This is a genomic window from Streptomyces sp. NBC_00005, assembly GCF_045160215.1.
Classification (GTDB): Bacteria; Actinomycetota; Actinomycetes; order Streptomycetales; family Streptomycetaceae; genus Streptomyces.
Window position 1 is genome coordinate 1,813,905 of record NZ_CP108316.1, and the last position, 26,551, is coordinate 1,840,455.

19 protein-coding genes and 1 pseudogene are annotated in these 26,551 nt (G+C 72.1%); 9 read left to right on the plus strand and 11 right to left on the minus strand.

Going from position 1 to position 26,551, the window contains the following annotated elements; translation table 11 throughout:
* Positions 1-47 precede the first annotated feature (47 nt).
* Positions 48-1,037 carry a YbhN family protein gene (locus OG303_RS08730; protein ID WP_405866496.1) on the plus strand — a complete coding sequence of 330 codons (990 nt, stop codon included), beginning with the start codon at positions 48-50 and terminating at the stop codon, positions 1,035-1,037.
* Between the two features lie 55 nt (positions 1,038-1,092).
* Here OG303_RS08730 and OG303_RS08735 read toward each other — a convergent pair whose 3' ends face one another.
* Positions 1,093-1,806: an SDR family oxidoreductase gene (locus OG303_RS08735; protein ID WP_405866498.1), complete on the minus strand. Its 714-nt coding sequence runs from the start codon at positions 1,804-1,806 to the stop codon at positions 1,093-1,095.
* A gap of 139 nt (positions 1,807-1,945) precedes the next feature.
* On the opposite strand from OG303_RS08735, the gene OG303_RS08740 reads away from it, so the two are divergent.
* The 3 genes and pseudogenes from OG303_RS08740 (at position 1,946) to OG303_RS08750 (ending at position 4,131) form a co-directional block, all read left to right on the plus strand.
* A complete protein-coding gene (locus OG303_RS08740) occupies positions 1,946-2,710 on the plus strand; it encodes a crotonase/enoyl-CoA hydratase family protein (RefSeq protein ID WP_405866500.1) in 765 nt (254 codons plus the stop codon).
* A gap of 44 nt (positions 2,711-2,754) precedes the next feature.
* Positions 2,755-2,934 (plus strand): annotated as a pseudogene (locus OG303_RS08745) (amino acid permease); the annotation flags it as partial.
* Positions 2,935-3,024: 90 nt separating this feature from the next.
* A complete protein-coding gene (locus OG303_RS08750) occupies positions 3,025-4,131 on the plus strand; it encodes a mechanosensitive ion channel family protein (protein WP_405866502.1) in 1,107 nt (368 codons plus the stop codon).
* A gap of 54 nt (positions 4,132-4,185) precedes the next feature.
* On the opposite strand, the gene OG303_RS08755 is transcribed toward OG303_RS08750, so the two are convergent.
* Positions 4,186-5,736, minus strand: coding sequence for a M1 family metallopeptidase (locus OG303_RS08755; RefSeq protein WP_405866504.1), 1,551 nt, complete (start codon positions 5,734-5,736; stop codon positions 4,186-4,188).
* A 220-nt stretch (positions 5,737-5,956) separates the two neighbouring features.
* On the opposite strand from OG303_RS08755, the gene OG303_RS08760 reads away from it, so the two are divergent.
* Positions 5,957-8,176 (plus strand): NADP-dependent isocitrate dehydrogenase, encoded by a 2,220-nt coding sequence (locus OG303_RS08760; RefSeq protein WP_405866506.1) that lies wholly within the window; start codon positions 5,957-5,959, stop codon positions 8,174-8,176.
* A 160-nt stretch (positions 8,177-8,336) separates the two neighbouring features.
* Here the strand turns inward: OG303_RS08760 and OG303_RS08765 are convergent, their stop codons facing one another.
* Complete coding sequence (locus OG303_RS08765; protein ID WP_405866508.1) at positions 8,337-9,440, minus strand: DNA glycosylase AlkZ-like family protein; 1,104 nt, start codon at positions 9,438-9,440, stop codon at positions 8,337-8,339.
* Between the two features lie 42 nt (positions 9,441-9,482).
* Positions 9,483-9,824, minus strand: coding sequence for a DUF5713 family protein (locus OG303_RS08770; RefSeq protein WP_405866510.1), 342 nt, complete (start codon positions 9,822-9,824; stop codon positions 9,483-9,485).
* A gap of 103 nt (positions 9,825-9,927) precedes the next feature.
* On the opposite strand from OG303_RS08770, the gene OG303_RS08775 reads away from it, so the two are divergent.
* Positions 9,928-10,725: an N-formylglutamate amidohydrolase gene (locus tag OG303_RS08775; protein WP_405866512.1), complete on the plus strand. Its 798-nt coding sequence runs from the start codon at positions 9,928-9,930 to the stop codon at positions 10,723-10,725.
* Positions 10,726-10,939: 214 nt separating this feature from the next.
* Here the strand turns inward: OG303_RS08775 and OG303_RS08780 are convergent, their stop codons facing one another.
* Genes OG303_RS08780 through OG303_RS08790 form a run of 3 tightly spaced genes read right to left on the minus strand, consistent with a single transcriptional unit; the run spans position 10,940 to position 13,556 of the window.
* The gene (locus OG303_RS08780) at positions 10,940-11,479 is read right to left on the minus strand and encodes a hypothetical protein (RefSeq protein ID WP_405866514.1); all 540 of its coding nucleotides are present in this window, start codon (positions 11,477-11,479) and stop codon (positions 10,940-10,942) included.
* A gap of 5 nt (positions 11,480-11,484) precedes the next feature.
* A complete protein-coding gene (locus tag OG303_RS08785; protein ID WP_405866516.1) occupies positions 11,485-12,060 on the minus strand; it encodes an RNA polymerase sigma factor in 576 nt (191 codons plus the stop codon).
* A 59-nt stretch (positions 12,061-12,119) separates the two neighbouring features.
* Entirely contained in the window at positions 12,120-13,556 is a 1,437-nt protein-coding gene (locus tag OG303_RS08790) for a S8/S53 family peptidase (protein WP_405866518.1), read from the minus strand.
* Between the two features lie 148 nt (positions 13,557-13,704).
* On the opposite strand from OG303_RS08790, the gene OG303_RS08795 reads away from it, so the two are divergent.
* Complete coding sequence (locus OG303_RS08795) at positions 13,705-16,269, plus strand: CHAT domain-containing protein (protein ID WP_405877141.1); 2,565 nt, start codon at positions 13,705-13,707, stop codon at positions 16,267-16,269.
* A 52-nt stretch (positions 16,270-16,321) separates the two neighbouring features.
* Here OG303_RS08795 and OG303_RS08800 read toward each other — a convergent pair whose 3' ends face one another.
* Positions 16,322-16,729 carry a hypothetical protein gene (locus OG303_RS08800; RefSeq protein WP_405866520.1) on the minus strand — a complete coding sequence of 136 codons (408 nt, stop codon included), beginning with the start codon at positions 16,727-16,729 and terminating at the stop codon, positions 16,322-16,324.
* 93 nt (positions 16,730-16,822) lie between these two features.
* On the opposite strand from OG303_RS08800, the gene OG303_RS08805 reads away from it, so the two are divergent.
* Complete coding sequence (locus OG303_RS08805; protein ID WP_405866522.1) at positions 16,823-21,352, plus strand: CHAT domain-containing protein; 4,530 nt, start codon at positions 16,823-16,825, stop codon at positions 21,350-21,352.
* 6 nt (positions 21,353-21,358) lie between these two features.
* Here OG303_RS08805 and OG303_RS08810 read toward each other — a convergent pair whose 3' ends face one another.
* From OG303_RS08810 to OG303_RS08820, 3 genes are all read right to left on the minus strand, one after another.
* The gene (locus tag OG303_RS08810; protein WP_405866524.1) at positions 21,359-21,985 is read right to left on the minus strand and encodes an alpha/beta hydrolase; all 627 of its coding nucleotides are present in this window, start codon (positions 21,983-21,985) and stop codon (positions 21,359-21,361) included.
* Between the two features lie 146 nt (positions 21,986-22,131).
* On the minus strand, positions 22,132-23,166 hold the full coding sequence (locus OG303_RS08815) for a hypothetical protein (RefSeq protein WP_405866526.1): 1,035 nt from the start codon (positions 23,164-23,166) through the stop codon (positions 22,132-22,134).
* Positions 23,167-23,391: 225 nt separating this feature from the next.
* Entirely contained in the window at positions 23,392-25,368 is a 1,977-nt protein-coding gene (locus tag OG303_RS08820; RefSeq protein ID WP_405866528.1) for a LuxR C-terminal-related transcriptional regulator, read from the minus strand.
* Positions 25,369-25,463: 95 nt separating this feature from the next.
* On the opposite strand from OG303_RS08820, the gene OG303_RS08825 reads away from it, so the two are divergent.
* Positions 25,464-26,549, plus strand: coding sequence for a M12 family metallopeptidase (locus OG303_RS08825; protein ID WP_405866530.1), 1,086 nt, complete (start codon positions 25,464-25,466; stop codon positions 26,547-26,549).
* Positions 26,550-26,551: the final 2 nt, after the last annotated feature.

Below are 26,551 nucleotides of genomic sequence, written 5' to 3' on the forward strand. Positions count from 1 at the left end.
CGATCCCGCAACCCGCAGTTGGCGGGAGACGGAAAACCTCTTCCGATATGACTGCGGTTCAACTCCCCGAAGGGCCACTCCCCGAGGGACGCCTTCCCCGACGCGTCCCGGCCCGCCAGATCCGGCAGATCCTGTGCCTGGTTCCGCTCCTGCTCGTCACCGTCGTCGCCGTGCAGCACCGCTCCGTCCTCGCCGAGGGCTTCGGCCATCTGCGCAGCGCCGAGTGGCCATGGCTGCTGGCCGCCGCCGGTGCCACCTGTCTGACCTGGGTGGCGGCCGCCTGCACCCGGCAGGGCGCGGTCATGGACCGGTTGCCGAAGCGCCGGCTGCTGGCCACGCAGTTCGCGGCCGGCTCGGCCAACCACCTGCTGCCGACCGGGCTCGGCGCGAGTGCGGTCAACCTGCGGTTCATGACCGTGTGCGGGATTCCGCTCGCCCGCTCCTCGGCCGCGCTCGCCCTGTACCTGCTGGCGGAGACGGTCGGGCGGCTGAGCCTGCTGGCCGGACTGCTGCTCGCCTTCCCGGGCGCGCTGAGCTTCGGCGAGTTGCTGCCCCGGGGGGCGATGGGACCGTTGCTGCTCGGCGTGTGCGCGGTGCTGGTCGTGGCGGCGGCCGTCCTGGCGTTCGTACGACGGGTGCGCACCGCCGTCGCGTCCTTCCTGCGCACCGCGCTGTGCGAGTTGCGCTCGGTGCACACCCGTCCGTCCCGGGCGCTCGCCCTGTGGGGCGGTTCGCTCGCCTTCCCCGCGCTGCAGGCGGCCGGTCTCGCTCTGGTCGGGCAGGCGCTGGGGCTGGACGTGCCGCCCGTGCACATGGCCGTGGCGTATCTGGCGGCGACGGTCGCGGTCGCGCTGGTGCCGACGCCGGGCGGACTCGGTTCGGTGGAGGCGGCGCTGGTCGTGGCGCTGGTGGCGGCGGGCGGCCCGGCGGCCGTGGCGACGGCGGTGGTCCTCGCCTACCGGATCATCACGGTGTGGCTGCCGCTGGTGCCGGGGGCACTGACGCTGGGCGCGCTGGTCCGGCTGAAGGTGATCTGAACCGCCCCCTATCGAGGTCCGGTGAACCGCCCCGCCTCCCGAGGCCTCGCGGGTCTCACCACGGCACCGGCTTGCCGTCACGGAAGAAGCCCCCGGTCGGACCGCTGTCGGGCAGTGTGGCCGCCCACACGATCCCGGCGGCGCCCTCGGCGACGGGGCGTCCGCCACCGCCACCCATGTCGGTGGCGACCCAGCCGGGGCAGATCGCGTTGACCAGGATGCGGTGTCGGCGCAATTCGCCGGCGAGCAGGCAGGTCAGGGCGTTGAGCGCGGCCTTGGAGACGCTGTAGGCGGGGGTGCCGCCGCTCATCGACTGCAGCGAACCGCCCTCGCTGCTGACCATGACCACGCGCGGGTGTGGACTGCGTCGCAGCAGCGGAAGCAGTGCCTGGGTGACTCGCCAGGCACCGAACAGATTGGTGTCCAGGGCCCGTTGGACCTCGCCGAGTTCGGCCGACCGGGCCTGGGCCCAGGTGTCGTAGAGGATCGCGGCGTTGTTGACGACCACGTCCGCGCGTCCCGGGTTCCGGGTGACCCAGTCGGCCATGGCGGTGACGCTCGCCGCGTCGGCGACGTCGAGCTGCACGGCGCTCACCCGCTCGCCGCCCGGGTCGATGCGCGCGGCGGCGGCGCGTCCCTTGGCAAGGTCGCGGGAGCCGAGGACCACGCGGTGGTCGCGCTCGGCGAGCTGCCGTGCCACCTCGTACCCGATGCCGCGGTTAGCTCCGGTCACCAGGGCGACCGGCAGATCCGTACGTTCGGCTGCCATCGGCCGGACTCCCTCCACAGGGAACTTCAGCCTCGCACAGCCGCCGGGCCGGCGTTCGGACGATCGCTGCACGCACCTGGACGGGGAGACCCAACCCGTGAGTAACATGCGGCTGCGATCCATGAAGAGGGGGCCCAGCATGCCGGTCCGTACCGAGCGCCAGGGACACGTCACCACGGTCGTCCTCTCCCGCCCCGATGTCCGCAATGCCGTCGACGGCCCGACTGCCGCCGAACTCGTCGCCGCCTTCCGGGAGTTCGAGGCGGACGACGAAGCGCGGGTGGCGGTGCTGTGGGGTGAGGGCGGCACGTTCTGCGCGGGCGCCGACCTCAAGGCACTCGGCACCGATCGCGGCAACCGGGTCACGGAGGACGGGGACGGCCCGATGGGGCCGACGCGGCTCAGGCTGTCCAAGCCGGTGATCGCCGCCGTCGCGGGGCACGCGGTGGCGGGCGGTCTGGAACTGGCCCTCTGGTGCGACCTGCGGGTCGCCGAGGAGGACGCCGTCTTCGGGGTGTTCTGCCGCCGCTGGGGTGTCCCGCTGATCGACGGCGGCACGGTACGGCTGCCCCGGCTGATCGGCCAGAGCCGCGCCCTGGACATGATCCTCACGGGGCGGGCCGTGCAGGCGCGGGAGGCGTACGAGGTGGGGCTCGCCAACCGGGTCGTGCCCGCCGGCACGGCACGCGCCGAGGCGGAAACGCTGGCCGCCGAGATCGCCCGCTTCCCGCAGGCCTGTCTGCGGGGCGACCGGGCGTCGGTGCTGGAGCAGGACGGGCTGGACGAAGCGGCGGCGATGCGGGGCGAATTCCGTTACGGCATGGGCGTGTTGACGGAAGCCCTGGAGGGGGCCGCGCGGTTCGCGGCCGGGGCCGGGCGGGGCGGGTCGTTCACGGACATGTGACGGTCACCTTGATCGGCCCGCCCTTCGGGTCGATCCCGTCGCCCCTGTTGAAGTCGTCGCCGGTATCGGTCGACTCGATGGACTACGCGTCCATCGCCCTCGCCGTCGTACTCGTCCTCGCCAGTGTGTGGTGGTACGCGGCCCGTCGTTCGTACGGAACTCACAAGACCGCCGCGTACGGCTCAAACTTGGACCAGCCCGAACCGGCGGAGGGGACCGTCTGATTCGCGCCGTCCGGGCGACCGCCAGGTACGAACTCCTGTACGGGATAGGGCAGGATGAGCGGCTGCACATCCCGAACTTGGAGGTAGCCGGTGGACCGCGCGCTCACCGTGGACGACCTGGTCATCGCCGGAATCGCGCTGGCAGCGGGCCTGTTGGCCGGGTTCCTGCTGCGCATGTCGCTGCGCTGGCTGGGCAAGCATGCCGACCGCACCCGCTGGAGCGGCGACGACGTCATCGTCGGCGCGCTGCGCACGGTGGTGCCGTGGGCGGCGATCGTGGGCGGTGCCGCCTCCGCGGGCGCGGCGCTGCCGCTGACGAGAACCGTCCAGAACCACGTCAACCAGGTGCTGACCGTGGTGCTCATCTTCGTCGTCACGGTGACGGCGGCCCGCGTGATCGCCGGCCTGGTGCGGGCGGTCACCAGCTCCCGCTCCGGGGTCGCCGGATCGGCCACGATCTTCGTCAACATCACCCGGGTCCTGGTCCTGGCGATCGGTTTCCTGGTGGTGCTGCAGACGCTGGGCATCTCCATAGCGCCGCTGCTCACCGCCCTGGGCGTGGGCGGTCTGGCGGTCGCGCTGGCGCTGCAGGACACGCTCGCGAACCTCTTCGCGGGCATCCACATTCTCGCCTCGAAGACCGTGCAGCCCGGCGACTACATCCAGCTGAGCAGCGGCGAGGAGGGCTACGTCGAGGACATCAACTGGCGTCAGACGACCGTCCGTGCGCTCTCCAACAACCTGGTCGTCATCCCCAACGGGGAGCTCGCCAAGTCGAACATGACCAACTTCATGCGTCCCGAGCAGCAGTTGACCATCCTGCTCCAGGTGGGGGTCGCCTACGACAGCGACCTGGACCACGTCGAGCGCGTGACGATGGAGGTCATCTCCGAGGTGATGACCGGAATCACCGGCGCCGTCCCGGACCACGAGCCGGCGATCCGCTTCCACACCTTCGGCGACTCGCGGATCGGCTTCACGGTCATCCTGGGCGTGGGCGAGTTCAGCGACCAGTTCCGGATCAAGCACGAGTTCATCAAGGCGCTGCACAAGCGCTACCGCGAGGAGGGCATCCGCATTCCGGCGCCCGCGCGGACGGTGGCGCTGCAGCAGGGATCGGTGGCGATCCCCCAGCAGCGGAGCGTCGAGCAGGCGGTCGTCGAGGCGGGCGAGGTGTCCGTCGCCCGCCTCGACTGAGGGCTCCCGCGAGATCCCTCGAGTTCCCGCGAGATCCTCAGAGGTCCCTCGGGGTCAGAGAGTCGCGGAGTTCTCGTGCCAGTGCCCGCCCCTGCGGCTGTGCGGTGAGGCGAGCGCCGAGTTCACCGGTGTGACCGTCCAGTCCGGGTGGCCGGGCATCCGCGGCGTCTTCGTACCGTAGAGCCAGTCGCGCAGGAAGCCGGACTGGTCCTGGCCGGACACCTCCGAGGCGACGGCGATGTAATCCGCCGTCGTCGCCGAGGAGTTGCGGTGACGCGCCAGGAAGGTGTGCTCGATCGCGGCGAAGACGTCCTCGCCGACCAGCTGACGCAGGGCATACAGGACCAGCACGCCGCCCAGGTAACGCTGGCTGTCGAACAGATTGGCCTCATTGGGCGCGGCCACCGGGCCCGAGTCGTGGCGCCACTGGTCGCCGCGGGCGTAGGTGTTCTTCATCCGGGCTTCCATGGTGGTCAGGCCGAGGGAGTCGGCCCAGCCGCGCTCGTAGCGGTACAGCAGTCCGTAGAAGTCGGCGTGGCCCTCGTTCAGCCACAGATCCGCCCAGTTGCCGGGGCTGACGAGGTTGCCGAAGTAGGAGTGGACCAGCTCGTGCATCATGTGCGAGCCGATCGACTTCTCCGCCTGGAGCAGGAAGTTCGGCTTGTACAGGGTGAGGGTCTGGGTCTCCAGGCCCGTGAAGTCGAAGGCGTTCGCGTCGTCGGAGTTGCAGGGCAGCAGCCCGTACGTCTCGAACGGGTAGGCCCCCAGCCGTGCCTCGAGCCACTGGACCAGGTTCGGGGTGAGCGCGAGCGCCGGTTCGAGGGCGGCGGCGCGGGCCGTCGGCACGACGTCCCGCAGCGGCAGCCCGTGCGGGCCCTGCCGGTCCTTGATCACGTAGTCGCCGACCGTGATCTGCACCAGCTCGGTGGCGATCGGCGAGCGGGACCGGTACGAGTACGCCGTCCGGCCGCCGGACAGATCCTCGGTGCAGGTGAGGACGCCGTTCGCGACGCCGCGCAGCCCGCTCGGGACGGTGATGCGGAAGGTGAAGTCCGCCTTGTCCGACGGATGGTCGTTGCACGGGAAGGCGGTGTGCGCGGAGTTCGGCTGCGGACACAGCGCGAAGCCGTCCGGCGTGGCGACCCAGGCGGTGTGGGCGAGTATGCGGCGCGGGTCGGCGGAGTACTCCACGCGGACGCGGACCCGGCACCGCGCGTCCAGGGCGGTCGCGGGCGTGACGCGCAGCTTCTCGCCCGCCTGCTCGAAGGCGGCCGTACGACCGTCGACGCGGACCGTGCGGATGTCGAGGCCGAGGGCGTCCAGGGAGAAACGGCTCAGGGCCTGGGTCGTCCTCAGTTCTATCGTCGCCGCGGCGTCCACCAGTCGCGTGGTGTCGTCGTAGGCGAAGTCGAGGTGGTACGCCGAGACGCGGTAGCCGTCGTTGCCGAGGCTCGGGAAGACGGAGTCACCCAGGGTCTCGGGGCCCGGCGTGCCGGTGTCTCTTGCGGTGAAGGGTCCGGCGTACGCCGCGGTTCCCGTGGTCAGGGCCGCGGCGGTGCCGATCAGGGCGGCCGCGGGGGCCGTCACTCTGCTGCGATATCTCATGGTCAGCTTTCCCTCGGGCGGCCGGGAGGTCAGCTCCGGCCGTCGACGATCAGGTGCACGATCTCCTTCCAGGACCCTGGATCGGCCCCTTTGGTTGCACCGTCGCGAGGCACTTCGCGGTCCGAAGTGTGGGACGTGCGTGCGGACCCCTGTCGAGCCCGCCTCGATCACGAGATATCTTGATGTCGAGCAATGTTGCAGACGTGGAGCGGAGCACCCGGTGACTGACTCGACCATCTTCTATACGCACACTGACGAGGCCCCGGCCCTGGCGACGTATTCCTTCCTGCCGGTGGTCCAGGCCTACGCCTCTCAGGCGGGTGTCTCGGTGGAGACCCGTGACATCTCGCTGGCCGGGCGCATCATCGCCCTGTTCCCGGAGTACCTGGCCGAGGACCAGCGGATCCCGGACGCCCTCCACGAGCTGGGCGAGCTGGCCAAGACGCCCGAGGCCAACATCGTCAAGCTGCCGAACGTCTCGGCGTCCATCCCGCAGCTGAAGGCCGCGGTCGCCGAGCTCCAGGGCCAGGGCTACGCACTGCCGGCCTACCCGGACGACCCGAAGACCGAAGAGGAGCGGGAGATCCAGGCCCGCTACGACAAGGTCAAGGGCTCCGCCGTGAACCCGGTCCTGCGTGAGGGCAACTCCGACCGCCGCGCCCCCGCCTCGGTCAAGAACTACGCCAAGACCCACCCGCACCGCATGGGCGCCTGGTCCTCGGACTCGAAGACCAACGTCGCGACCATGGGCGAGAACGACTTCCGCTCCACCGAGAAGTCCGCGGTGATCGCCGAGGCCGGCGCCCTGAAGATCGAGCTGGTCGGCGAGGACGGCACCACCACGGTGCTGCGCGAGTCCGTACCGGTGCTCGAGGGCGAGGTCGTCGACGCCTCCGTGATGCGCGCCGCCGCGCTGAACGAGTTCCTCGCCGCGCAGGTCGCCCGCGCCAAGCAGGAGGGCGTCCTGTTCTCCGTGCACCTCAAGGCCACGATGATGAAGGTCTCCGACCCGATCGTCTTCGGCCACGTGGTGCGCGCCTTCTTCCCGAAGACCTTCGCGAAGTACGGCGAGACGCTCGCCGCGGCCGGCCTGACCCCGAACGACGGTCTGGGCGGCATCCACAAGGGCCTGGAGGCCCTGCCCGAGGGTGCCGAGATCAAGGCCTCCTTCGACGCCGAGCTCGCCGAGGGCCCGGCGCTCGCGATGGTCGACTCCGACAAGGGCATCACCAACCTGCATGTCCCGTCCGACGTGATCGTCGACGCCTCGATGCCGGCCATGATCCGCACCTCCGGCCACATGTGGGGCCCGGACGGCCAGGAGGCCGACACCCTCGCGGTCCTTCCGGACTCCTCCTACTCGGGCGTCTACCAGGTCGCGATCGACGACTGCCGCGCCAACGGCGCCTACGACCCGTCGACCATGGGCTCGGTCCCGAACGTCGGCCTGATGGCGCAGAAGGCCGAGGAGTACGGCTCCCACGACAAGACCTTCGAGATCAAGACGGCCGGCACGGTCCGCCTGGTCGACCAGGCCGGGAACGTCGTCCTCGAGCAGCCGGTCGCCGCCGGTGACATCTTCCGCGCCTGCCAGACCAAGGACGCCCCGATCAAGGACTGGGTGAAGCTGGCCGTCACCCGCGCCCGCGCCACCGGCGACCCGGCGGTGTTCTGGCTGGACGAGACCCGCGCGCACGACGCCAACCTGATCGCCAAGGTCAACGCCTACCTGCCGGAGCACGACACCGAGGGGCTGGACATCCGCGTCCTCGCGCCGGTCGAGGCCACCAAGCTGTCGGTCGAGCGCATCCGCCGCGGCGAGAACACCATCTCGGTGACCGGCAACGTGCTGCGTGACTACCTCACCGACCTCTTCCCCATCCTGGAGCTGGGCACCAGCGCCAAGATGCTGTCGGTCGTCCCGCTGATGGCGGGCGGCGGCCTGTTCGAGACGGGCGCCGGCGGTTCCGCGCCGAAGCACGTCCAGCAGCTGGTCAAGGAGAACTACCTGCGCTGGGACTCGCTGGGTGAGTTCTTCGCGCTGGTGCCGTCCTTCGAGCAGTACGCCACGGCCACGGGCAACACCCGCGCCAAGGTCCTGGCCGACACCCTCGACCGCGCCACGGCGACCTTCCTCAACGAGGACAAGTCCCCGACCCGTCGCGTCGGCGGCATCGACAACCGCGGCAGCCACTTCTTCCTGTCCCTGTACTGGGCGCAGGAGCTGGCCGCGCAGACCGACGACGCGGACCTGGCCAAGGCCTTCGCCCCGCTCGCCGAGACGCTTGCCGCGAACGAGCAGAAGATCGTCGACGAGCTGCTCGCCGTCCAGGGCAAGCCGGCCGACATCGGCGGCTACTACCAGCCCGACCCGGCCAAGGCCGCCGCGGTCATGCGCCCGTCGGCCACCTGGAACGAGGCGCTCGCGTCCCTGAGCTGACGCCAGGGGCCTTCGAGGCTCGCTCCTGACTGCGCCCCGGCCGGCACACTGCCCGGCCGGGGCGCAGTCGTGTCCGCCCGCTCGGAGCCGGTGTCCCCAAGCCCTCAGTCGGCAGCGGGAGTTCCAGAGCCATGAGTCGGCAGCGCGAGTTCCCGAGATCTCAGGCGGGCAGCGCGAGCTCCAGGCCGAGCCAGCGGGCCAGGTCCTCGATCTCGTGGCCGATCTCCGCGCTCATCGGCTCGGTGAACGGCACGTCCTGGTGGATGGCGTCGACCCGCAGCGCTCCGGTCCTGCGGTCGGCGGTGGCGTCGACCTTTCCGACGAGTCCGTCGCCGTAGAGGATCGGCAGCGCGAAGTAGCCCCAGCGGCGCTTGGCTGCGGGCTTGTACATCTCCAGCTGGTAGTCGAACTCGAACAGCTCGCTGGTGCGCTTGCGGTCGTGGACGAGCCGGTCGAAGGGTGACAGCAGCGCCGCGCGTCCCTCGAAGGGCCGGCCCAACTGGGCCGGATCCACCCGCCACTTGCCCCGGACGCCCTCGACCACGGCGGGCTCCCCCGCCTCGCCCACGTCCGCCGGCTCCACCGGGCACTCCGGTCCGCGGGCGCGGGCGATGCCGAGGGCGCTCAGCCGCCGCTCGTCGCGGATGCGCAGCGCCTCCTCCACCGGGATCGGCGGGACGTCGGGGTAGACCCGGTCGGCCAGGTCCCACAGGCGGTCGCCGCCGGTGCGTCCCGCGACGGCGACCTCACCGCGCTGCACCATGAGCTCCAGGAGCTTGGTGACGTTGCGGTTGTTGGACCAGCCGCTCGACCTCCACGGCTGGGCGCAGGTGTCCGGCAGGTCGCGGGACGGCAGCGGCCCCTCGGCGCCGAGCCGGTCGAGGAGGTCGCGACGGCACGCGTCGTTGGCCGCCACCCACGTCCGGTGGTACTCGCGCCAGGAGGACGGTGTCCCCCGCTCGGGCCACTCCGCCATCTCGGCGCGGTAGAGCGCGAGATCCTCGGCCGGCCGGATCATCGCCTGCAGCTCCAGCAGCGTGCGCTTGTCCAGCTCGGCTCTCAGCCCGGCCGGTGCATACGGCGATCCGAGCCGGCTCCACGCCACGAGGTCGGCGTTGGGCGCGACGGCGGCGACCGGGTCGATCTGCAGCAGGGTCAGCCCGCGCACCAGGTCGGACAGCCCGTCCGGCCGTACGGCGTCCAGGAGTTGGGCGCGTACGGCGATGCGGCGGGCGTCGGTGCGCGAGAGCTCGTGGACGGTCATGGCACGAGATTAGGCGAGGGGTCCGACAGTGGCCCGGCGCGCTCACCAGTCCCGGGTGGCGATCAGCTCCTCCACGTCCGCGTCCGTGAAGCCGTACGCCTGCGCGACGAACCAGAAGTCCTCGGCTATCTGCTCGCGGGCCACGGTCTCGATGTCGCTGTCGGCCGCCTCGAACTCCGCCTGCAGGTCGTTGAACTCCTCGGTGGCCGCCTGCGTCAGGACGTACAGGGTCTCGAGGTCGGCGGGCCGCCGGTCCTCGATGCGCTCGCAGAGCGCGAGCAGGATGGCCTTGCCCTGGTCCACCACGTGGTCGGGGTAGTAGTCGTCCCGGTACATCCCGCGCAGGAACGAGTGCTCGGTCACCTGCTGATTGCTGATGGGCATGCTGCTCCCCCGCCCTGGCACGTCGTCGAGTCGATCCGACGTGGATCCGATGTGACACCTTGATCATGCATCACGCCACTGACAACGCCCCGGGAGCCGCCGCATGACCCCTGCCGCACCGCCTTTCGAGTTCCTGCCCGGCGCGGCCCACTCCCCCGTGATCCTGCACGTGCCGCACTCGGCGCGGGAGATACCGGCCGAGGTGCGCTCGGGCATCGTGCTCGACGACGCGGCGCTGGAGCGGGAGTTGGACCACATCACCGACGCGCACACGGCCGAGCTGGCGGAGGCGGCGGCGAGGCGGAGCGCCGTCACCCCGTGGCGGTTCGTCAACCGGCTCTCGCGGCTGGTCGTGGATCCGGAGCGGTTCCCGGACGAGCGGGAGGAGATGCTGTCCGTCGGGATGGGCGCGGTCTACACCCGGACCACGCACCGGGATGCGCTACGGCCCGCGGACACCGATCCCGAACCGCTCATCGACCGCTGGTTTTGGCCGTACGCGCAGGCCATGACAGAGGCGGTGGCCGACCGGCTGGCCGCCACGGGGCGGGCCGTGATCATCGATGTCCACTCCTACCCGAGCGCCCCACTGCCGTACGAGCTGCACGCGGAGGGCCCCCGGCCCGCGGTGTGTCTCGGCACCGACTCCTTCCACACGCCGCCCGAACTGCGGGCAGCGGCGCGGGAGGCGTTCGTGGGGTGCGGGGAGACGGGGTTCGACAGCCCGTTCAGCGGGACGTACGTGCCGCTGGAGTTCTACGGCCGGGATCCGCGGGTGAGCGCCCTGATGGTGGAGGTCCGTCGGGACACGTACATGACCGAGCCGGGCGGGCCCGCCGGGCCCGGACTGGCCCCGCCGGCATCGGCGCTGGCCGCCCTCGTCGACGCCGTGACGGGCTGAGACACGGGCTCCGCCCTACGGCTGGAGCACTCCCGCGCGACAGGCGCCAGGGCCGGGGCCGAGGTTGGGCCATGACCGAGGCGATCACCACGTGGCCTGGCGCCGCAAGACCATGATCCGCGGGCCGCGGATCCTGCCCGTCACCTGGGGACGGCCCGGCTCGCACCTGGTGACGGCCGGACTGTCCGTCACCAGGTGCGGGCCGGGTCCCCGGTCAGGCCGTCAGCCAGTCCGTGACGAGTACGCCCTCTCCGGTCCGCAGCCGCAGGGCGAAGGGACCGGTGGGGGGTTCGTCGTAGGTGAAGCGCCCCATGTCGTCGGTGGTCAGCGGCGAGCCCGCCTGCGGGCCTCTGAGCACCTCGATGCCTGCCGCCTGGGGCGGCAATATCTGCCCCATCAGGCCCTGTGCGGTCAGCTCGACGTCGACGGTCACGCCGCCCGCGTGGAAGGTCAGCATCCGCGGCACGTCCGTCGCTCCCCTGACCGGGATGGCGTCGACCACCGAGTCGAAGGTCAGCTCGGCGATGCGGGCGTCGAGGTCGTGCAGTGCGAAGGCCTCCACGGCGATCTGCCGCAGTTGGGCCGGCACCGGGTCCAGGATGCCCGCGGCCTGGCGGAGTTCCGCCTCCAGCAGGTCGTACGCGAACTCCTCGCCGTCAAAGGCGCTTTCGTCGAAGAGCCCGTCGGCGTCGTTGTCGTTGTTGATGTCGTCGTTGTTGGTGTCGTCGTTGTCGTTGCCACTGTTGTCGTTCATGTCGGTCACACCGCCCCCCGTGCTTCGAGTCGTGCCCGCAGGCGCCGCAGACAGCGCTGGCGGAGCGGTCCGATGCTGCCCACGGCGATGCCCAGTGCCGCGGACACCTCCTGGTAGCTGGGCGGCGGCGAGGCCATCAGGACGCGCAGCAACTGCCTGCAGCGATCGCCGAGTTCCTCGAACTCCTGCCACAGGTGCCGGATGCGCTCCGTCTCCGCGGCCGCCTCCTCCAGGTCGAGGAACGACTGCTCGGGCGTACGGTCCTCACTGACCCGGTCGAGCAGGTGCGGATCGTCCGTCGGGGTCAGCCGCCTTAAGCTCTTGAGCACCTTCAGGCACTCGTGCCGCGCGGTGCTCGCCAACCACGCCCCGGCCTTCTCCGGTTCGCGGATGCGCCCCAAATGCTGGGCGAAGCGGAACCACACCGTCTGGTACACCTCGTGCGCGTCGGCGTCGGAGAGCCGGTGCGAGCGCACGACGGACCACACCAGTGGGCTCAGCCCTTCCACGAGCGCCTTCCAGGCCGCCGCGTCACCGTCGACGGCGGTCTGGACCAGCGCGCCGACATCTGCTCGGTCCACGGCCCCACCCCTTGTGTACGGCAAGTCATCGTACGCCGTGGAGGGGGCCGTTCCGGACCTCATGCTCCGGGAGAGAGCTGCACGACCGGACCCGGGCGCCAGCCGGCCGGGCGGAGCGCCGGCACATGCGCCCCGCGCACTTCCGCGAACTCGGCGTTCGCCGCGAGCAGTTGCCCCCGGGCGGCGCGCGCGTCGCCCATCTTGTTGGCCGTCATGTAGGCGGCGACCATGCCGGCGGCCACGGGAGCGGCGAACGAGGTGCCGCTCCAGTGCGCGTAACCCTCGAACATCACCTGGTCCGCCTTGCCGGAGGTCGGAGTGCCGGCCTCGCTCAACACGCCGGTGTGGCGCGGGTACTGGCACGTACACGCGTACGTGAAGCCGAACCGGCAGGCGTCGTACGTGGAGTGCTGGTAGACGTACGGCACAGGGGCGTCGAAGCCGGTCAGCGCGCTGGTGAGGCGCTCGCCGGGGGCGTACACGTCGACCCAGGCACCGTGGTTGCTGAAGCAGGCGCCGAACTCGCCGTCGCTGCGCAGCGCGCCGACCGACAGCACGGTGTCCGTGTAGTCGGGAAGGGAGGCGTAGGCGGCGGGCCAGAACGGGGTGGCACTGGCGTTGTTGCCGGCCGCGGCGACCAACAGGGTGCGCTGGGTGCGGAGTTCCTGCATGAAGCTCTCCACGCCGAGCAGGCCGTCGGTGCGGCCGTTGGCGGTGCCGGCGGACAGGCTGATGATGTCCGGCCAGCCGTGCTCGTCGACCGCGGCGAAGAGCTTCTCGCCGAACTCGGACTCCAGGATCGCTCCGGCGTCGTTGAGGGTGTTGCGCACGGTGACGTTCGTGTTGGGTGCCACGGCCGCGAGCACGCCGGCGATGAACGTGCCGTGGCCGACGTACTGCAGCAGGTTGCCCTGGGCGTCCTTCTCGGTGCCGTGCAGGTCGCCCTGGACGTGGGCGAGCAGCGGGACCATTCCGTAGTCGTGCGTGAGGCCGTTGTCGATGACGAGGACTCCGACGGCGGTGTCCGCGTCGTGACCGGCCGCGGACGCGGCCGGATTGGTGCCCTGGGTGAGCGGGGCGGGCACGGGCTCGTCGCCGGGACAGGAGTTGACCGCGATCGACACCACGTGGTTGCGGCTGACCAGTCGGCGATCGGCGCGTCCCTCGTGCTCGCGCATGGCCCGCAGGGCGTGCGCGACGGCCCGGTCGCCGTGCTGGTCGCCGTGGCCGGGGTCGCCGACCTTGATGCGGGTGATGCCCGAGCGGTTGGTCTGAGGGCTCAGCCGCTCCACATGGTCGGCGGTCAGCCCGGTCGCCGCGGTGAAGTGCGTGCGCACGGTGTCCTCGACGAGCCGCGCCTCCTCACCGTCACGGGCGAGGACCACGCCCTTCTCGTAGATGAACTCCGCCGCGTCGTCGGGCCCCATGGCCAGGGAGACGTCGGGCATCGAACGCTGGATCTGGTCGAACTGCTCGTGGAATCGCTGAGGTGCCATGGCGTGTCCTCCCACTGAGGCGACAGTCGTCAATCAGAGTCGCGGAACCGTCGGTTGATACAGCGCCAAACCGATGTGGGGCGCCACCAGGGCCACTACCATCCGTTGGGTGACAGCAGGAAGCGACTCGGTTCTCGAACTGCTGCCGATGGTGTTCGCCGACCCGGGCGAGGCTGTGGCAAGGGCGCAGGGCGTGCTGGACTCCGATCCGTCGCCCTGGCGCGCCTCCGTCGCGCACCAGGTGATCGGCATCTGGCAGCGGGACTGGGGCGACATGAGACTCGCGCTGCACCATCTGCGCCGCGCCCGCGCCCTCGCGGCGCGTGCCGAGTCACCCGACCGGGAGGCGGACGTCCTGGCCGCCCTCGGCGTGGCCCTGGTGCACGCGGGCCGCACCCGGCAGGGCCTGGAGGCGCTGGAGCGGGGGGTCGCGGTGAGCAGCGGCCACACCCGCGCGCGTGTCCTGTTCCGGCGGGCCTACGCCTCCTGGGTGCTGGGCCGTCACCGCGAGGCACTGGACGACGTGCGACGGGCGATTCCCGTCCTGCGGCAGGCGGACGACGTCATCTGGACGGCACGTGCGCTGACCCTGCGGGCCACCGTGCATCTGGCACTCGGTGCGGTCGACCGGGCGGACGCCGACTTCACCGCGGCCCATGCGCACTGGGACACCACCGGCCAGGAGCACGACAAGGCCGACGTGGTGGAGAGCCGGGGCCTTGCCGCGTTCCGGTCGGGCGACATTCCCGTCGCGCTACGGCTGCTCGACGAGGCCGAGGAGCGGTACGCCAAGCTCGGCACGCCGTCCTTCATGCTCTACATCCGGCGTTGCGAGGTCCTGATGGCGGCCGGGCTCGCCCGGGAGGCGCTCACCGAGGCGGACGCGGCCACGGGGATCCTCGACGGCATCGGCGGGCAGTCCACCCGCAAGGCGGAACTGCTGCTGGTCGCGGCTCGCGCGGCCCGTCTCGCGGGCGATCCGCACACGGCGATCGCGCGCGCGGCGGTGGCCGTGCGGCTGTTCTCCGGGCAGCGGCGCCCCTGGTGGGAGACGCACGCCCGGCTGGTGCTGATCGAGGCGCGGGTGGCCGCCGGGCGGGGCTCGGGACGGCTGGTCGCGGATGCGGCGGCGGTGGCCGAGCGGCTTGCGTCGTTCGGCGCGCCGGCCGCGCCGGAGGCGTCGCTGCTCGCGGGCCGGATCGCGCTCGGGCTTGGCTGGACGGCGGACGCGGAACGGCATCTGGCCGTCGCGGCCCGCAGCCGGCACGGCGGGCCGCCGCTGGCGCGGATGACGGGCTGGGCCGCGCAGGCGTTGCGGGCGCGGGCCGCCGGTTCCGGCCGGGGTGTCCTGGAGGCGTGCCGGCGCGGGCTCGACGTGCTCGACGACCACCGGATGACGCTGGGCGCCTCGGAGCTCAGGGCTCGTGCCACCGAACAGGGCGCGGAGCTGGCCGCGTTGGCCCAGCGGGCCAGCCTCGATTCGGGCGGTCCGCGGCGGCTGCTGGTGTGGAGCGAGCGTTGGCGGGCCACCGTCCTGTCCACTCCGCCCACCCGGCCGCCGGCCGACCCGGCGCTGCTCGGTGACCTGACCGCGTTCCGGGAGATCGCCGCCCGCGCGGAGACCGCCCGCATGGACGGCCGTCCGATTCCGGCCCTGGAGCGTGAACAGCGGCGTCTGGAGCGGGAGATCCGCTCCCGGACCCTGCACATGCGCGGCGCGGTGCCCGGCGCCGAGGACCGCTTCGAGCCCGGCAGGCTGCTCGAACGGCTGGGCGAGGTACGGCTGGTGGAGCTCGCGGTGCTCGACGGGCGGGTCCAGGTGCTGCTGTGCGGGCAGGGGCGGGTGCGGCGGTTCGAGGCGGGGCTGCTCGCCGACGCGGAGGTCGAGGCCGAGCATGTGCAGGCCGGGCTGCGGCGGTTGGCCCACCCTGGTGCGGAGGCCCGGCTCGCGGTGGTGGAGGCGATGGGCCACCGCCTGGAGGAGCTGCTGCTCGGCCCGGCCGCCGCGCACCTGGGCTCCGGTCCGGTCGTGGTCGTACCGCCGGGCCGGCTGAACCGGGTGCCTTGGGCGCTGCTGCCGTCGCTGCGGGAGCGGGTGCTCAGTGTGTCGCCGTCGGCGAGCAGTTGGCTGCGCGCCCGCGAGACCGAGCCGCCGCCCGGCGGCCGTCACCTCCTCGTACGCGGACCGGGGCTGGCGACCGGTGGCGCGGAGGTGCCCGAACTAGCCGACCGCTACGGCAGGCCGGTCCTCCTGGAACACGACAACGCGCGCGTGCCGCGTGTTCTGCACGAACTCGACGGCGCCGCGCTGGCCCACATCGCCGCGCACGGCACGTTCCGGGCCGACAGCCCCCTGTTCTCCTCGCTGCGGATGGCCGACGGCCCGCTCATCGTCCACGACTTCGAGCGCCTGGACCGCAGCCCGTACCGGATCATCTTGTCCAGCTGCGACACCGCCCGCCTCGCCTCGGTCGGCGCGGACGAGCTCCTCGGTCTGGTCACCGCGCTGCTGCCGCTGGGCACTGCGGGGGTGGTGGCGAGCAGCGCGCCCGTCAACGACGCCGCCGTGGTGCCGCTGATGCTCTCGCTGCACAAGGGGCTGAGCGTGGGCCTGTCCCTGGCGGAGGCGCTGCGTGATGCGCGCGCCGCGCTGCCGGGGGATGCGCTGCATCAGGCGACGGGGTGGGCGTTCACGGCGTTCGGGGCGGCCTGACGCCACAAGGCGCCTTCCGGGACAGGCGCCTTGAGGAACGTGCCCGCGGCGGTCACGGATCGAGTGTGGACCTTCGAAGGGATTCGCCGCTCACCCGGCAGACGCGACTGCCGTTCCCGGGCCAGGCGTACCGCGCGCACGGGTGGGCGGAGCGTGGGCAGAGCAGGATCGGCTCGTACGGTGCCCCGGCCGCGATGCCGGCGGACGTCAGCATCGAGGAGGCGCGGGTACGGCCGAACACGCCGAGGGCGTCCTGGGCCTCGCGCAGAGCGCGGTGCACGACGTCCAGCAGAGCCGTGGGGTCCTCGCCCGCCCGCAGCGCCGCGACGAGTTCGTCGAGCCGGGCCGGTCCGTCGGCCGGGCCCTGTTCCAGGGTCGTGCGGACCTGGTCGACGTGCTCACACACGTACGCGAGTCCGACGGCGATTTGCTCCGGCGTACGCCCTTGCCCTTGTCCCATGAGGTCTGCTCCGGACGCTGGTTGCTCTCTGCCACCCCCTGTGCAGGGCGTTGTCATCGTACGATGAGAGGCCGCTGTGACAAGGGGGATCTCATGCGGCGACGCGACGAATTGCTGGCGTTATCGGGCGAGTTGCTGCAACGGATCAGGAACTCCGGTGATCCGTCACTGGCGTTGGCGCCACAGGTCACGGCTCTGGCCGACGACTTGGCGGCGAGCCTGGACGAGTCGGAGACCTGGGACCTGCCGGCCAGGCACGTGCTGGGCTGGGTGAAGTGGTACCAGTCCGAAGCCCTGCCGGCGGGGCAGCGGCGGACGTTGGTCGACGAGGCGCTGGAATGGCTGACTCCGACCGCGCTCTGGATGGGCGTGTGGGAGCTGCCCCGGCCCCTGCTGCCCGAGCTGGCGGACAGGGTCGCGCCGACGCTGACCGGCGCACTCGATCACGCCGTCACGGGTTCCGACACGGGCCTGCTCTCCGATGTGATCGTGCACTGGATCCACCTGGTGAACGCCACTCCCGAGGGGCATCCGGACCGGGCCCGACGCCTGGCGGTGCTGTGTGGCGGGCTGTGCACGCGCTTCCTGCGGATCGGTGAACCGCGCGACCTGGACAGCGCGTTGGCCACCGGTCGGCGGGCCGTGCAGATCGCTTCGGGACGCCTCGATCTGGCGATGAGCCTGTCGAATCTCAGCGTCGCGCTCAAGATCGGCTACGAGCGCACCGGCGCCGACGCGGATCTGGACGAGGCGGTGACGGTCGCCCGGCGGGCCGTCTTGGCCGCCGAGGGTCTGCAGGGACAGAGCGCGGCCTTGACGAATCTCGGCGCGCTCCTGCAGACCCGCTTCGATCGCAAGGGCGGTGGGGAGGACCTGGAGGAGGCGACCGCCCTGGCCCGGCGCTCCCTCGACGTCATCGGCGCGGACGACCCGAACCGCGCGGCCGTCCTCAACAACCTCAGCACGGCGCTTCAATGCGGGTTCAGGCGTACGGAGTCGGTGGCGGACCTGGACGAGGCGGTCCGGGTCGGACGTGCGTGTGTGGCGGCCGCCGGGGACCATCCCGACAAGGGCATGTATCTGTCGACCCTGGGCCGGGCGTGCCGGAGCCGCTTCCAGCAGACGGGGGCGGCGGCGGATCTGGACGAGGCCGTGGACGTCATGTGGCAGGCCGTACAGGCGACTTCGGCACGCCATGCCGAACGGGCCTCGCGCCTCGCGGATCTCGGCAACGCCCTGGAGTCCCGCTTCGAGCTGGCCGGCCTCCCTGCCGACTCGGCCGAGGCGGTGGCCGTTCTGCGTCAGGCGGTGACCGCGACCCCGGAGCGGCACCCGCACCGCGCGCTCCGCCTCCTGGGTCTGAGCACCGCGTTGCAGAAGCGCTTCGCCCTGACCCGTGTCGCGGCAGTGGGCGACGAAGCGGTCGCCGTGGCCCGCCAGGCCGTCGAGGCGACCGACGTCGTCGACCGGTCCGGCCGGTCCGGTCTGCCGCTGATGCTCACGAACCTCGGCTCCACGCTCCTGGCGCGCCACGAGACGACGCACGTGGCGGCCGACATCGACGACGCCGTCGCCGCGTGCCGTCAGGCCGTCGCGGCCGCCGCCGAGGACGACGCGCACCGGGAGCTGTATCTGTCCACGCTCGACCTGGCCCTGTGGCGGCGCTTCCAACTGTCCGGAACGCCCGCGGATCTCCACGAGACGGTGTCCGTACGGCAGTTGCTGGTCGAGGCGACCGCCGCCGACCATCCCGATCGATGTGCACGGCTGTGGAACCTCGCCCTCGTGCTGCTGTGCCGTTTCCAGCGCACGGATGCGTTCGGCGATCTGCAGTCGGCGCTGGCCGTCGAACGGGAGGCGTTGGAGGCGGCGGCGGACGATGCCGAGCGCACGGCCTGTCTGTCGAACCTGTGCGCCGCGCTGTACATCCGCTTCGATCGCCTGGGCGGCCGGGAGGACCTGGAGGAGGCAATCTCCTTCGGCAGGCGGGCCGTTGAAGCGACCGACCACACGGGCGGAGACCTGCCAGGTGCTCTGCTGAACGTTGCCAAGGCTCTGCACAGCCGCTCGAGACTGACGAGGTCGGTGCAGGATGTCGACGAGGCGATCGGCTTCGCCCGGCGCGCCGTTGCGCGGACCGAGCGACGGAATCCCGACGGAACCGCGGCCACGCGAGGAGTCGCCCGCACCCTGAACGCGCTTCCCGATCAGGCCGGGTCAAGGGTGAACTTCGGCGGCGCGGGCGGTGCCGGCCGGCACTCCATCACCTTCGTCACCACGGGCGATGACGACCTTGCGGGCGTCCTGGACCTGCTCGCCGACTGCCTCAAGGACCGGTTCGGTCGTACCCGCTCGCTGGCCGACGCGGAGGAGGCGGTCCGCACCCGCCGCCGGGCCGTCGAGGCCACCGCCGCGGACCATGTCAAGCGGGCCGGACGTCTGGCGGCCCTCAGCTTCGCCCTCCGGCTCCGCTTCGAACGCGCCGGTGAGCCCGCCGATCTCGACGCGTCGGTCGAAGCCGCGCGCAATGCGGTGGACGAGGCCCGCACCGACGACCCCAAGCGCGGCATCTATCTGGCGTCCTTGAGCAATGCCCTGCACTTCCGGTTCGAGAGGACCAGGGACTCGGCGGATCTCGACGCGGCGGTGGAGTTCGGCCGCCAGGACGTCGAACGGGCCCAGGCGGACGAAACGTCCCGGGTGCAGGGTCTGTCGAACCTGTGCAGTCTTCTTCAGACCCGCTTCGAGGTCGGCGGGGATCCGGACGACCTCGACGAGGCGGTGGACAGGGGACGCCGGGCCCTCGACGCGGCGCCCGCCGACCACCGCAACCGTCCCGAAGCGCTGCTGGTCACGGCAACCGCCCTGCGGTCCCGGTTCATCCGACGTGAAGCCTCAGCCGACCGGGACGAGGCGCTCGGCGTCCTCACGGAACTGGTCCGCTCCGAGGCGGCACCGCCGAGGCTGCGCATCCACGGTGCCCGCTTCGGCTCGGGACTGGCCGCTCTCACCGATCCCCGCCTCGCGGCCGAACTGCTGGAAACCGTGGTCCTCCTGCTGCCGGAGATCGCCTCGCCCCGTATGCGCCGCGACGATCAGCAGCACGCGATCGGGTGGGCCGCCCAACTCGCCGACGGTGCCGCCGCAGCCGTGCTGGCCGACACGACGCGCCCGCTCGGGGACCGTGCGCAGCGCGCTCTCTCGCTCCTGGAGGCGGGCCGCGCGGTCCTCCTGAGCCAGACCCTCGACGCCCGCAGCGACCTGGCCGAACTACGCCGTGTCCACCCCGCGCTCGCGGCACGTTTCGCGGACCTCCGGGAGCGCCTCGACCGCGACGTCGGTTCCCTCCCTTCCCGGCAGGCCGGAAAGGCCGCAGGGGACGTGCCCGACGACCGCATCGACATGGCCGCGGAGATGACCGCACTGCTCGGCCGGATCCGCGCCCTAGACGGCTTCGACGACTTCGCGCTGCCGCCCGCCCTCGACGAACTGCGCTCCGACGCAGCGCAGGGTCCGATCGTCACCTTCAACATCCACGATCGCCACAGCCACGCCCTGCTGCTCACGGCCGACGGCGTCACCGCGCTGCCGCTGCCCGCGCTGACGCCGCGCGCGGTGATCGACAAGGTCAACACCTTCCATGTGGCGCTGCGCGAGGCCACCGATCCGGACGCGGACCGCATCGCGGCGCAGGCCGACCTCACGGACGTACTGGCATGGCTGTGGGACAACGCCGCCGGGCCGGTCCTCGACGCACTCGGCCACCGTGGCACTCCGCCCGACGCCGCGGTATGGCCACGAGTGTGGTGGGCTCCGAGCGGGCGTCTCAGTCTCCTGCCGCTGCATGCGGCCGGGCACCACGGCGACCCCGGCTCCGGCTCCCGGCACACGGTCATGGACCGCGTCGTGTCCTCGTACACCCCCACCGTCAGGGCCCTGCGGCACGCGCGGCAACGCCGCACCGCCACCGGGGCGGACCGTTCGCTCGTCGTCGCGATGCCGACCACCCCGGGGCTGCCGGACCACGGGCTGCTCCAGCACGTCGCGGCCGAGACGGAGTCCGTCGCCGGGCTGCTCCCCGATCCGCTGGTGCTCATCGAGCCCGGCGCGGACCCTGCACCCGACACCACCGGCCCGCCTCCCACACACGATCTCGTTCTGGCGGAGCTCCCCCGCCGCCCCATCGTGCATTTCGCCTGCCACGGCGCGTACGACATCGAGGACCCCTCGGCCGGTCGGCTCCTCCTGCACGACCACGAAACGCGTCCGCTGACGGTCGGCAGCCTTGTCGGCGTCGACCTGCAAGGCGCCCAGCTCGCCTACCTGTCGGCGTGTCACACCGCGCTGAACGCGGCCGACCATCTCCTGGACGAGGCGATGCACCTGGCCGGGGCCTTCCAGCTCGCCGGCTTCCCCCAGGTCGTCGGCACGCTGTGGACGGTGGACGACGAGGTCGCCGTGGACATCGCGGAGGACTTCTACGCCACGCTCCGCGACCCGGCGACCGGCACACTCGACCTCGACCGAGCCGCGCACGCCCTGCACCGCGCCACCCGCAGCCAGCGGGACCGGTATCCGCGCACGCCCTCCTTGTGGGCCGCGCACCTGTACACCGGCTCCTGACGGAGGTCAGACCGTACCGAGGATGATCTTCCTGAGCGAGGGCAGATAGCGGACCGTCGGATCGTCTCCGTACGACAGCGGGCCGGGCTGCAGCACGGTCGCCCCGAACCCGGGGGAATCCGGCCGCGGGCCGTGCACGTCGTAGGGCGTGCCGTCGCCGTTCACGTCGGGGGACGTCGCGTACACCCGCCCCACGCCGCGCAGCCCGCTCGCCGTCCCGGTCCCCGCGGACGCGCAGCCGAGCAGGACCAGCGCGTCGACGTCCAGGCCGTGGTCCCGCGCCGCGAAACCGGCCACGAGGCCGCCGTAACCGTGTCCGACGATCGTGATCCGGGCAGGCCCGGGGCCGCGGCCGTACAACTCCGACGTGACGCGCAGTCCGGCGACGAAACTCGCCAACGAGGCCGCGCCCTGCTGGGCGAACGACGGATCGCGGGCGTCCTTGGGCGATGACGGTGTCCGGTAGTCGACCCAGGTGATGACCGAGTACGCCTGGTCGTCCGGTCCCGACGCGAACTCGCGGTAGAGGAACTCGGCACGCTGGAGCAGCGGTTCGAGGCCAAGGGGGCCGGTGCCGATGCCGGGGATGACGACGACCACGTACCGCGCGTGGTCGGGGTTGCTCCTCGACACGACGATGCGTCCGTCAGGATCGTATTTCAGGAGAAGAACACGGTTCTCGCCAGGAGAGTCGTCTGCCGCTTCGGAGTGCCCCATCCGCGTCATGCGCCGCAGTCTGCCCCACGAGCCGCCGCCCGCACAACGCCGCCCAGGAGTGGTCAATCGGCCACGGGAACAGGCGAGTTGGCGAGCAGCAGGTGGTTCAGTTCCGCTCCCGTCTCGGGGGTCAGCGGACCGGTGTGGTCCATCCCGAGGTGGCGGGCGAGGTCGGGGGTGTGCAGCCGGACGGCGGCTTCCAGCAGCAGGGCGTAGGTCTCGGTCGCGGCTCGGGTCCGGGTCGCGCTGGTGAGGGCGAGCCCGCCGGATATCAGCGCGGCCGGCCACCAGTACCCGGCCGGCGGCAGATAGAGCAGCGCCCACGCGGCCAGGGCGCTCGCGCGGGTGAGCGTTTCGCGGGCCGCTGTGATCTCCGTACGGGAGGTGTCGGGCAGCGTCAGCCACAAGTGGGGCCAGACGGCGGCGAGATCGAGGCGGTACTGGCGCTCGACGCGGACGGCGACCGCCTGGATGCGGTCGCCGCACCAGGTGGGCCGGGCGGGACGTTCGAGGGCAATGCGCGTCATGTCCCGGTGGGCGGCCCGGCGTTCCTCGGGGTCGGTCCGCCGGCCCAGGGCCCTGGCGCGGCCCGCTTCCTCGCGGAGCGGAAGATAGCGCCGCGCGGCCGCCTCCCACCGGTCCCGCCGGCGGGTGACCTGCCGCCGGGTGAGACGACGAAGGAGTGTCGGCCAGGTGGGCCAGTCGGCGGCCAGCCACAGCCGTTCGACCAGAGCGCCGAGGGCTTGGGCGGCAAGCCCCACGGCGGCGGCGGCGCCCAACACGGCGGCCAGCAGCACGAGTTGTCCGCCCACGTTCTTGACCGCGGGTGCACCCGCCCAGGCCGTGACCTGATCGGCGAGGCGAGGGAGATCGAAGGGGTGGGTGTGGCCGAGTGCGTCCGCCGCGGCCAGCACGACGAGGTAGAGAGCACCCGGCAGGACGAGCAGGGAGAGCCACCGTTCGGCCAGTCTCTTCCCGAGCTCGGACAGCAGGCCGCCCATCTCAGTGCCGACCCCGGCGCACCGGCTGTCCGTCGACTCGAGCCATGCGCGTCCTCCCGGTGGATGGGCGCCGTCCCGGTGCGGTGCTGCCGTCACGGGAGCGCGGTCCTGCGTTCTGTGCGTCTGTCGGGCACCAGCCTGGCACGGCCGCTCCGTCGGCGACACGGGGGTCGGCGGCATGGGGTCATCCGGGCATGGCGACCGTCGGGCGTGCAGGACTACGACGAGAGGGAGTTGCGCCTTCGGTGATCACGGCAGGGGGTGGCGGCCTGACCCCTCCCCCGAATACTGGGGGTCAGACCGCCGGTCCGGGTGGGCGGCTCAGGCAGGCTGCGCGTTCGGCAGTTCCACGAGCCATGGCAGCGCGCCCCGGTCGCTCGCGCCGAGCCGGGCGTACGCGCTGTAGAGGTGGTTGCCGACGGTGCGGATGGACAGCGTGAGCTGTTCCGCGATCTGCCGGTTGCTCAGGCCCGCGGCCGCGAGGGTGACGATCTGCCGCTGGCGGGCGGTCAGTTCGCCCAGGACCAGGCCGGACAGGGCCGGTGTGCGGGCGCCCTGGCAGCGGCGGGCGAGGTCGACGGCACGCGTGCGTGAGGTGCGTGCGGCGCGCGGGTCGCGGTGTGCGCGTGCGGCCTGTGCGTGCGCCTCGGCGGCGAACAGCAGGAACCCGCGCTCCTCCAGCGCCTCGGCCGCCCGGTCCAGTGCCGGTCCGTCCCCACGGGCGAGCGCGTCGGCGTGCAGGGCGAACACACCGTCGGCGGGGAGACGGTCGACGACCTTCTCCGGGGCGCCGAGTCGTACCGCGTCGTAGAGGGCGAGGGCGCCGTCGAGGGCGGACGCCCCGTCGAGGCCGGCGATCCCGGCAGTCACGCCCTCGGCCCCACGGCCACCGCCGACCCCCGCGATACGGCCGCCGCCCTCGCCGTACCTCTGCACCATGCCGTCCAAGGCGTCGCAGAGCTGCGCCAGTGCCCCGTCGACGTCGCCGCGGGCCGCCGCCAGCCACGCGGCCGGATCCTCCAGACCCTGCCACCCCTCCACGGCCCTCTCCGCGACCGCCGCGTCCCCCGACTGCGCGGCGGCCAGGGCGAGTTCGGCACTGCAGGACGCGTCCCCCGGTGCGCCCCGCAGCCCTTCACCCGCCCAGGCCGCCGCCTCCCGCAGCTCCCCCCGAAGCCGCGCGAACCGTGCGCGGACGGCTGCGTACCCGGCCGGCACCGGTGCGCCCTCCTGCACGAGCCACTCCCCCACGGGCGTCGGCAGCGCCCGTACGTCCGCCTGCTCGATCCGTCGGGTCAGCGCGGTCGACTCGGCGGCGAGGGCCGCGGCGCACTGGGCCGGTGTGCGGGCCAGCCGCCTCGCCCGGAGCCTGCCGGCCGCGGCGCGCAGCACCGGGCCGTGCAGGGGGTGGGCGAGGCGGACTGTGCCCTGGTCGTCCTGGTCGTCGTGGTCGTCGATGCGGATCAGGCCGTCGGCCTCGAGGTTCTCGAGGATCCGCAGGTCGAAGTCGTCCATGTGCCGGGCCAAAGGCTCGCCGAAGGCGAGGCGTTCGAGGGTCCTGCGCTCGTCGGAGCGGGGGCGTTCGAGGACCTGGGCGGTGCGTTCGCGGACGGTCGCCGTCACCGGCACCGGGCCCCGCCACGCCCATGCCTCGCTGTCCGGAAGCAGCCGGGTGAGCAGACCGCGCTCGCGCACCGCGTCCACCAGGTCGCGCAGCAGCCTCAGATCCCCCTGGCACAGGTGGTGGAGGCGGTTCAGCGTGAGCGGTTCCAGGCCGCCTTCGACTGCCGCCGCGAGCAGCTGTTCGGTGTCCTCGCGGGGCAGTGGCTCCAGGGCGAGGCGCGGGAGCAGCTCCCCGGTCCACAGCCGGGAGATCGCGCCCGGGTACGGGACATCGTCCGCGGCGACGGCGATCAGGCGGGTGCGGCCGTGCACGGCCAGTTGGTGCACGAGGGCGGCCGAGGCGTCGTCGAGCAGGTGCGCGTCGTCGACCAGCAACAGCCGTACTCCGGAAAGGAGTTGGACCGCCCGGTGCAGGGAGACCGCCTCGGGCAGCAAATGGGCGAATGCGGCGAACGGGATGTGCCGGGTCTCCGGTGTGCCGGCCGCCCGGGCGCGGTCGCTGCCCCGCACGGCCTCGGTGACCAGCCGGGTCTTGCCGCAGCCGACCGGGCCGGTCACCACGATGCCGTGGTGGCCCGCGGTGAGGGACCGGCGGACCAGCTCCAGCTCGTCCTCGCGTCCGGTGAACCGCCAGGGCAGCTCAAGGGTCTTCGCATCCGGTTCGAATGTCGTCACGGGAGTATGAGTGCGAGTACTCACACCTGATACAGGGTGACTTGAGTAGCCCTCGACTCAGGCGCCTGTGACCCTGCCCACGGCACTCTGTGGGCATGACCGGACGCTACTGCTCCCTCGCGCAGCAGTCGGCCCCCGCTTTCACTCCGGGGCTGACCGCCGAGCGGCTCAGTGCGCTCATCGGCGGACGCTCGATGTGGGTCAACGGCACCGTCGTGCACTACTACTTCTTCGACGGCGACACCGACGGGTCGGTCATCCCCGTACCGGGAACCGGGCAGTCCCGCCGGGTGTCGTGGGTCGGCGCCAAGGAGCAGCAGGACGTGGTGCGGGAGTGCTTCCAGGAGTGGCAGGACCTCGGCATCGGCGTGTCCTTCGTCGAGGTCGGCGACCGCTCGGAGGCCGAACTGCGCATCGGATTCCAGCTCGGCGACGGCTCCTGGTCGACCGTGGGCAAGGGCTGCCTCCAGGTCGGACAGAACGATCGCACCATGAACTTCGGCTGGGACCTGACCGTGCCCGGGGAGCGCGGGACGGCCCTGCACGAGATCGGGCACGCGCTCGGCATGCTGCACGAGCACCAGAGCCCGTTCGCCGGGATCCACTGGGACGACGAGGCCGTCTACGCCGATCTGGCGGGGGCGCCGAACTTCTGGAGCCGGGACAGGACGTTCTTCAACATCCTGCGCAAGCTCGACGCGGACGAGGTCAACGGCTCCGTCTGGGACCCGCAGTCGATCATGGAGTATCCGTTCTCGAGCGGGCTGATCCTGGAGCCGGAGCAGTTCCGTGCGGGTCTGAACCCGCCCGGCACGCTCTCGCCGGCCGACAAGGAGTTCGCGCTGCGCTGGTACCCGTCGGCCCGGCCGCCGCGGCCGTCGACGCTGGAGCCCTTCCGGTCCGTGCCCTTGGGGCTCGGCCCGGGTGAGCAGGCCGACTTCGCCGTCGAGCCGCCGGAGACCCGCGACTACACCGTGGGCGTCTTCGGTGCGAGCGACTCCGTAGTCGTGGTCTTCGAGGAGCGGGACGGGGAGCCCCGCTATCTCGCCGGGCGGGACGACGGCGGAGCACCGCACAACGCCACGATCAAGGCCCGGCTCGTCAAGGGCCGTCGCTACTTCGTCCGTGTACGTCTGTACTCCGCGTGGGATTCGGGGGAAACAGCGGTCATGTGCTGGTGACA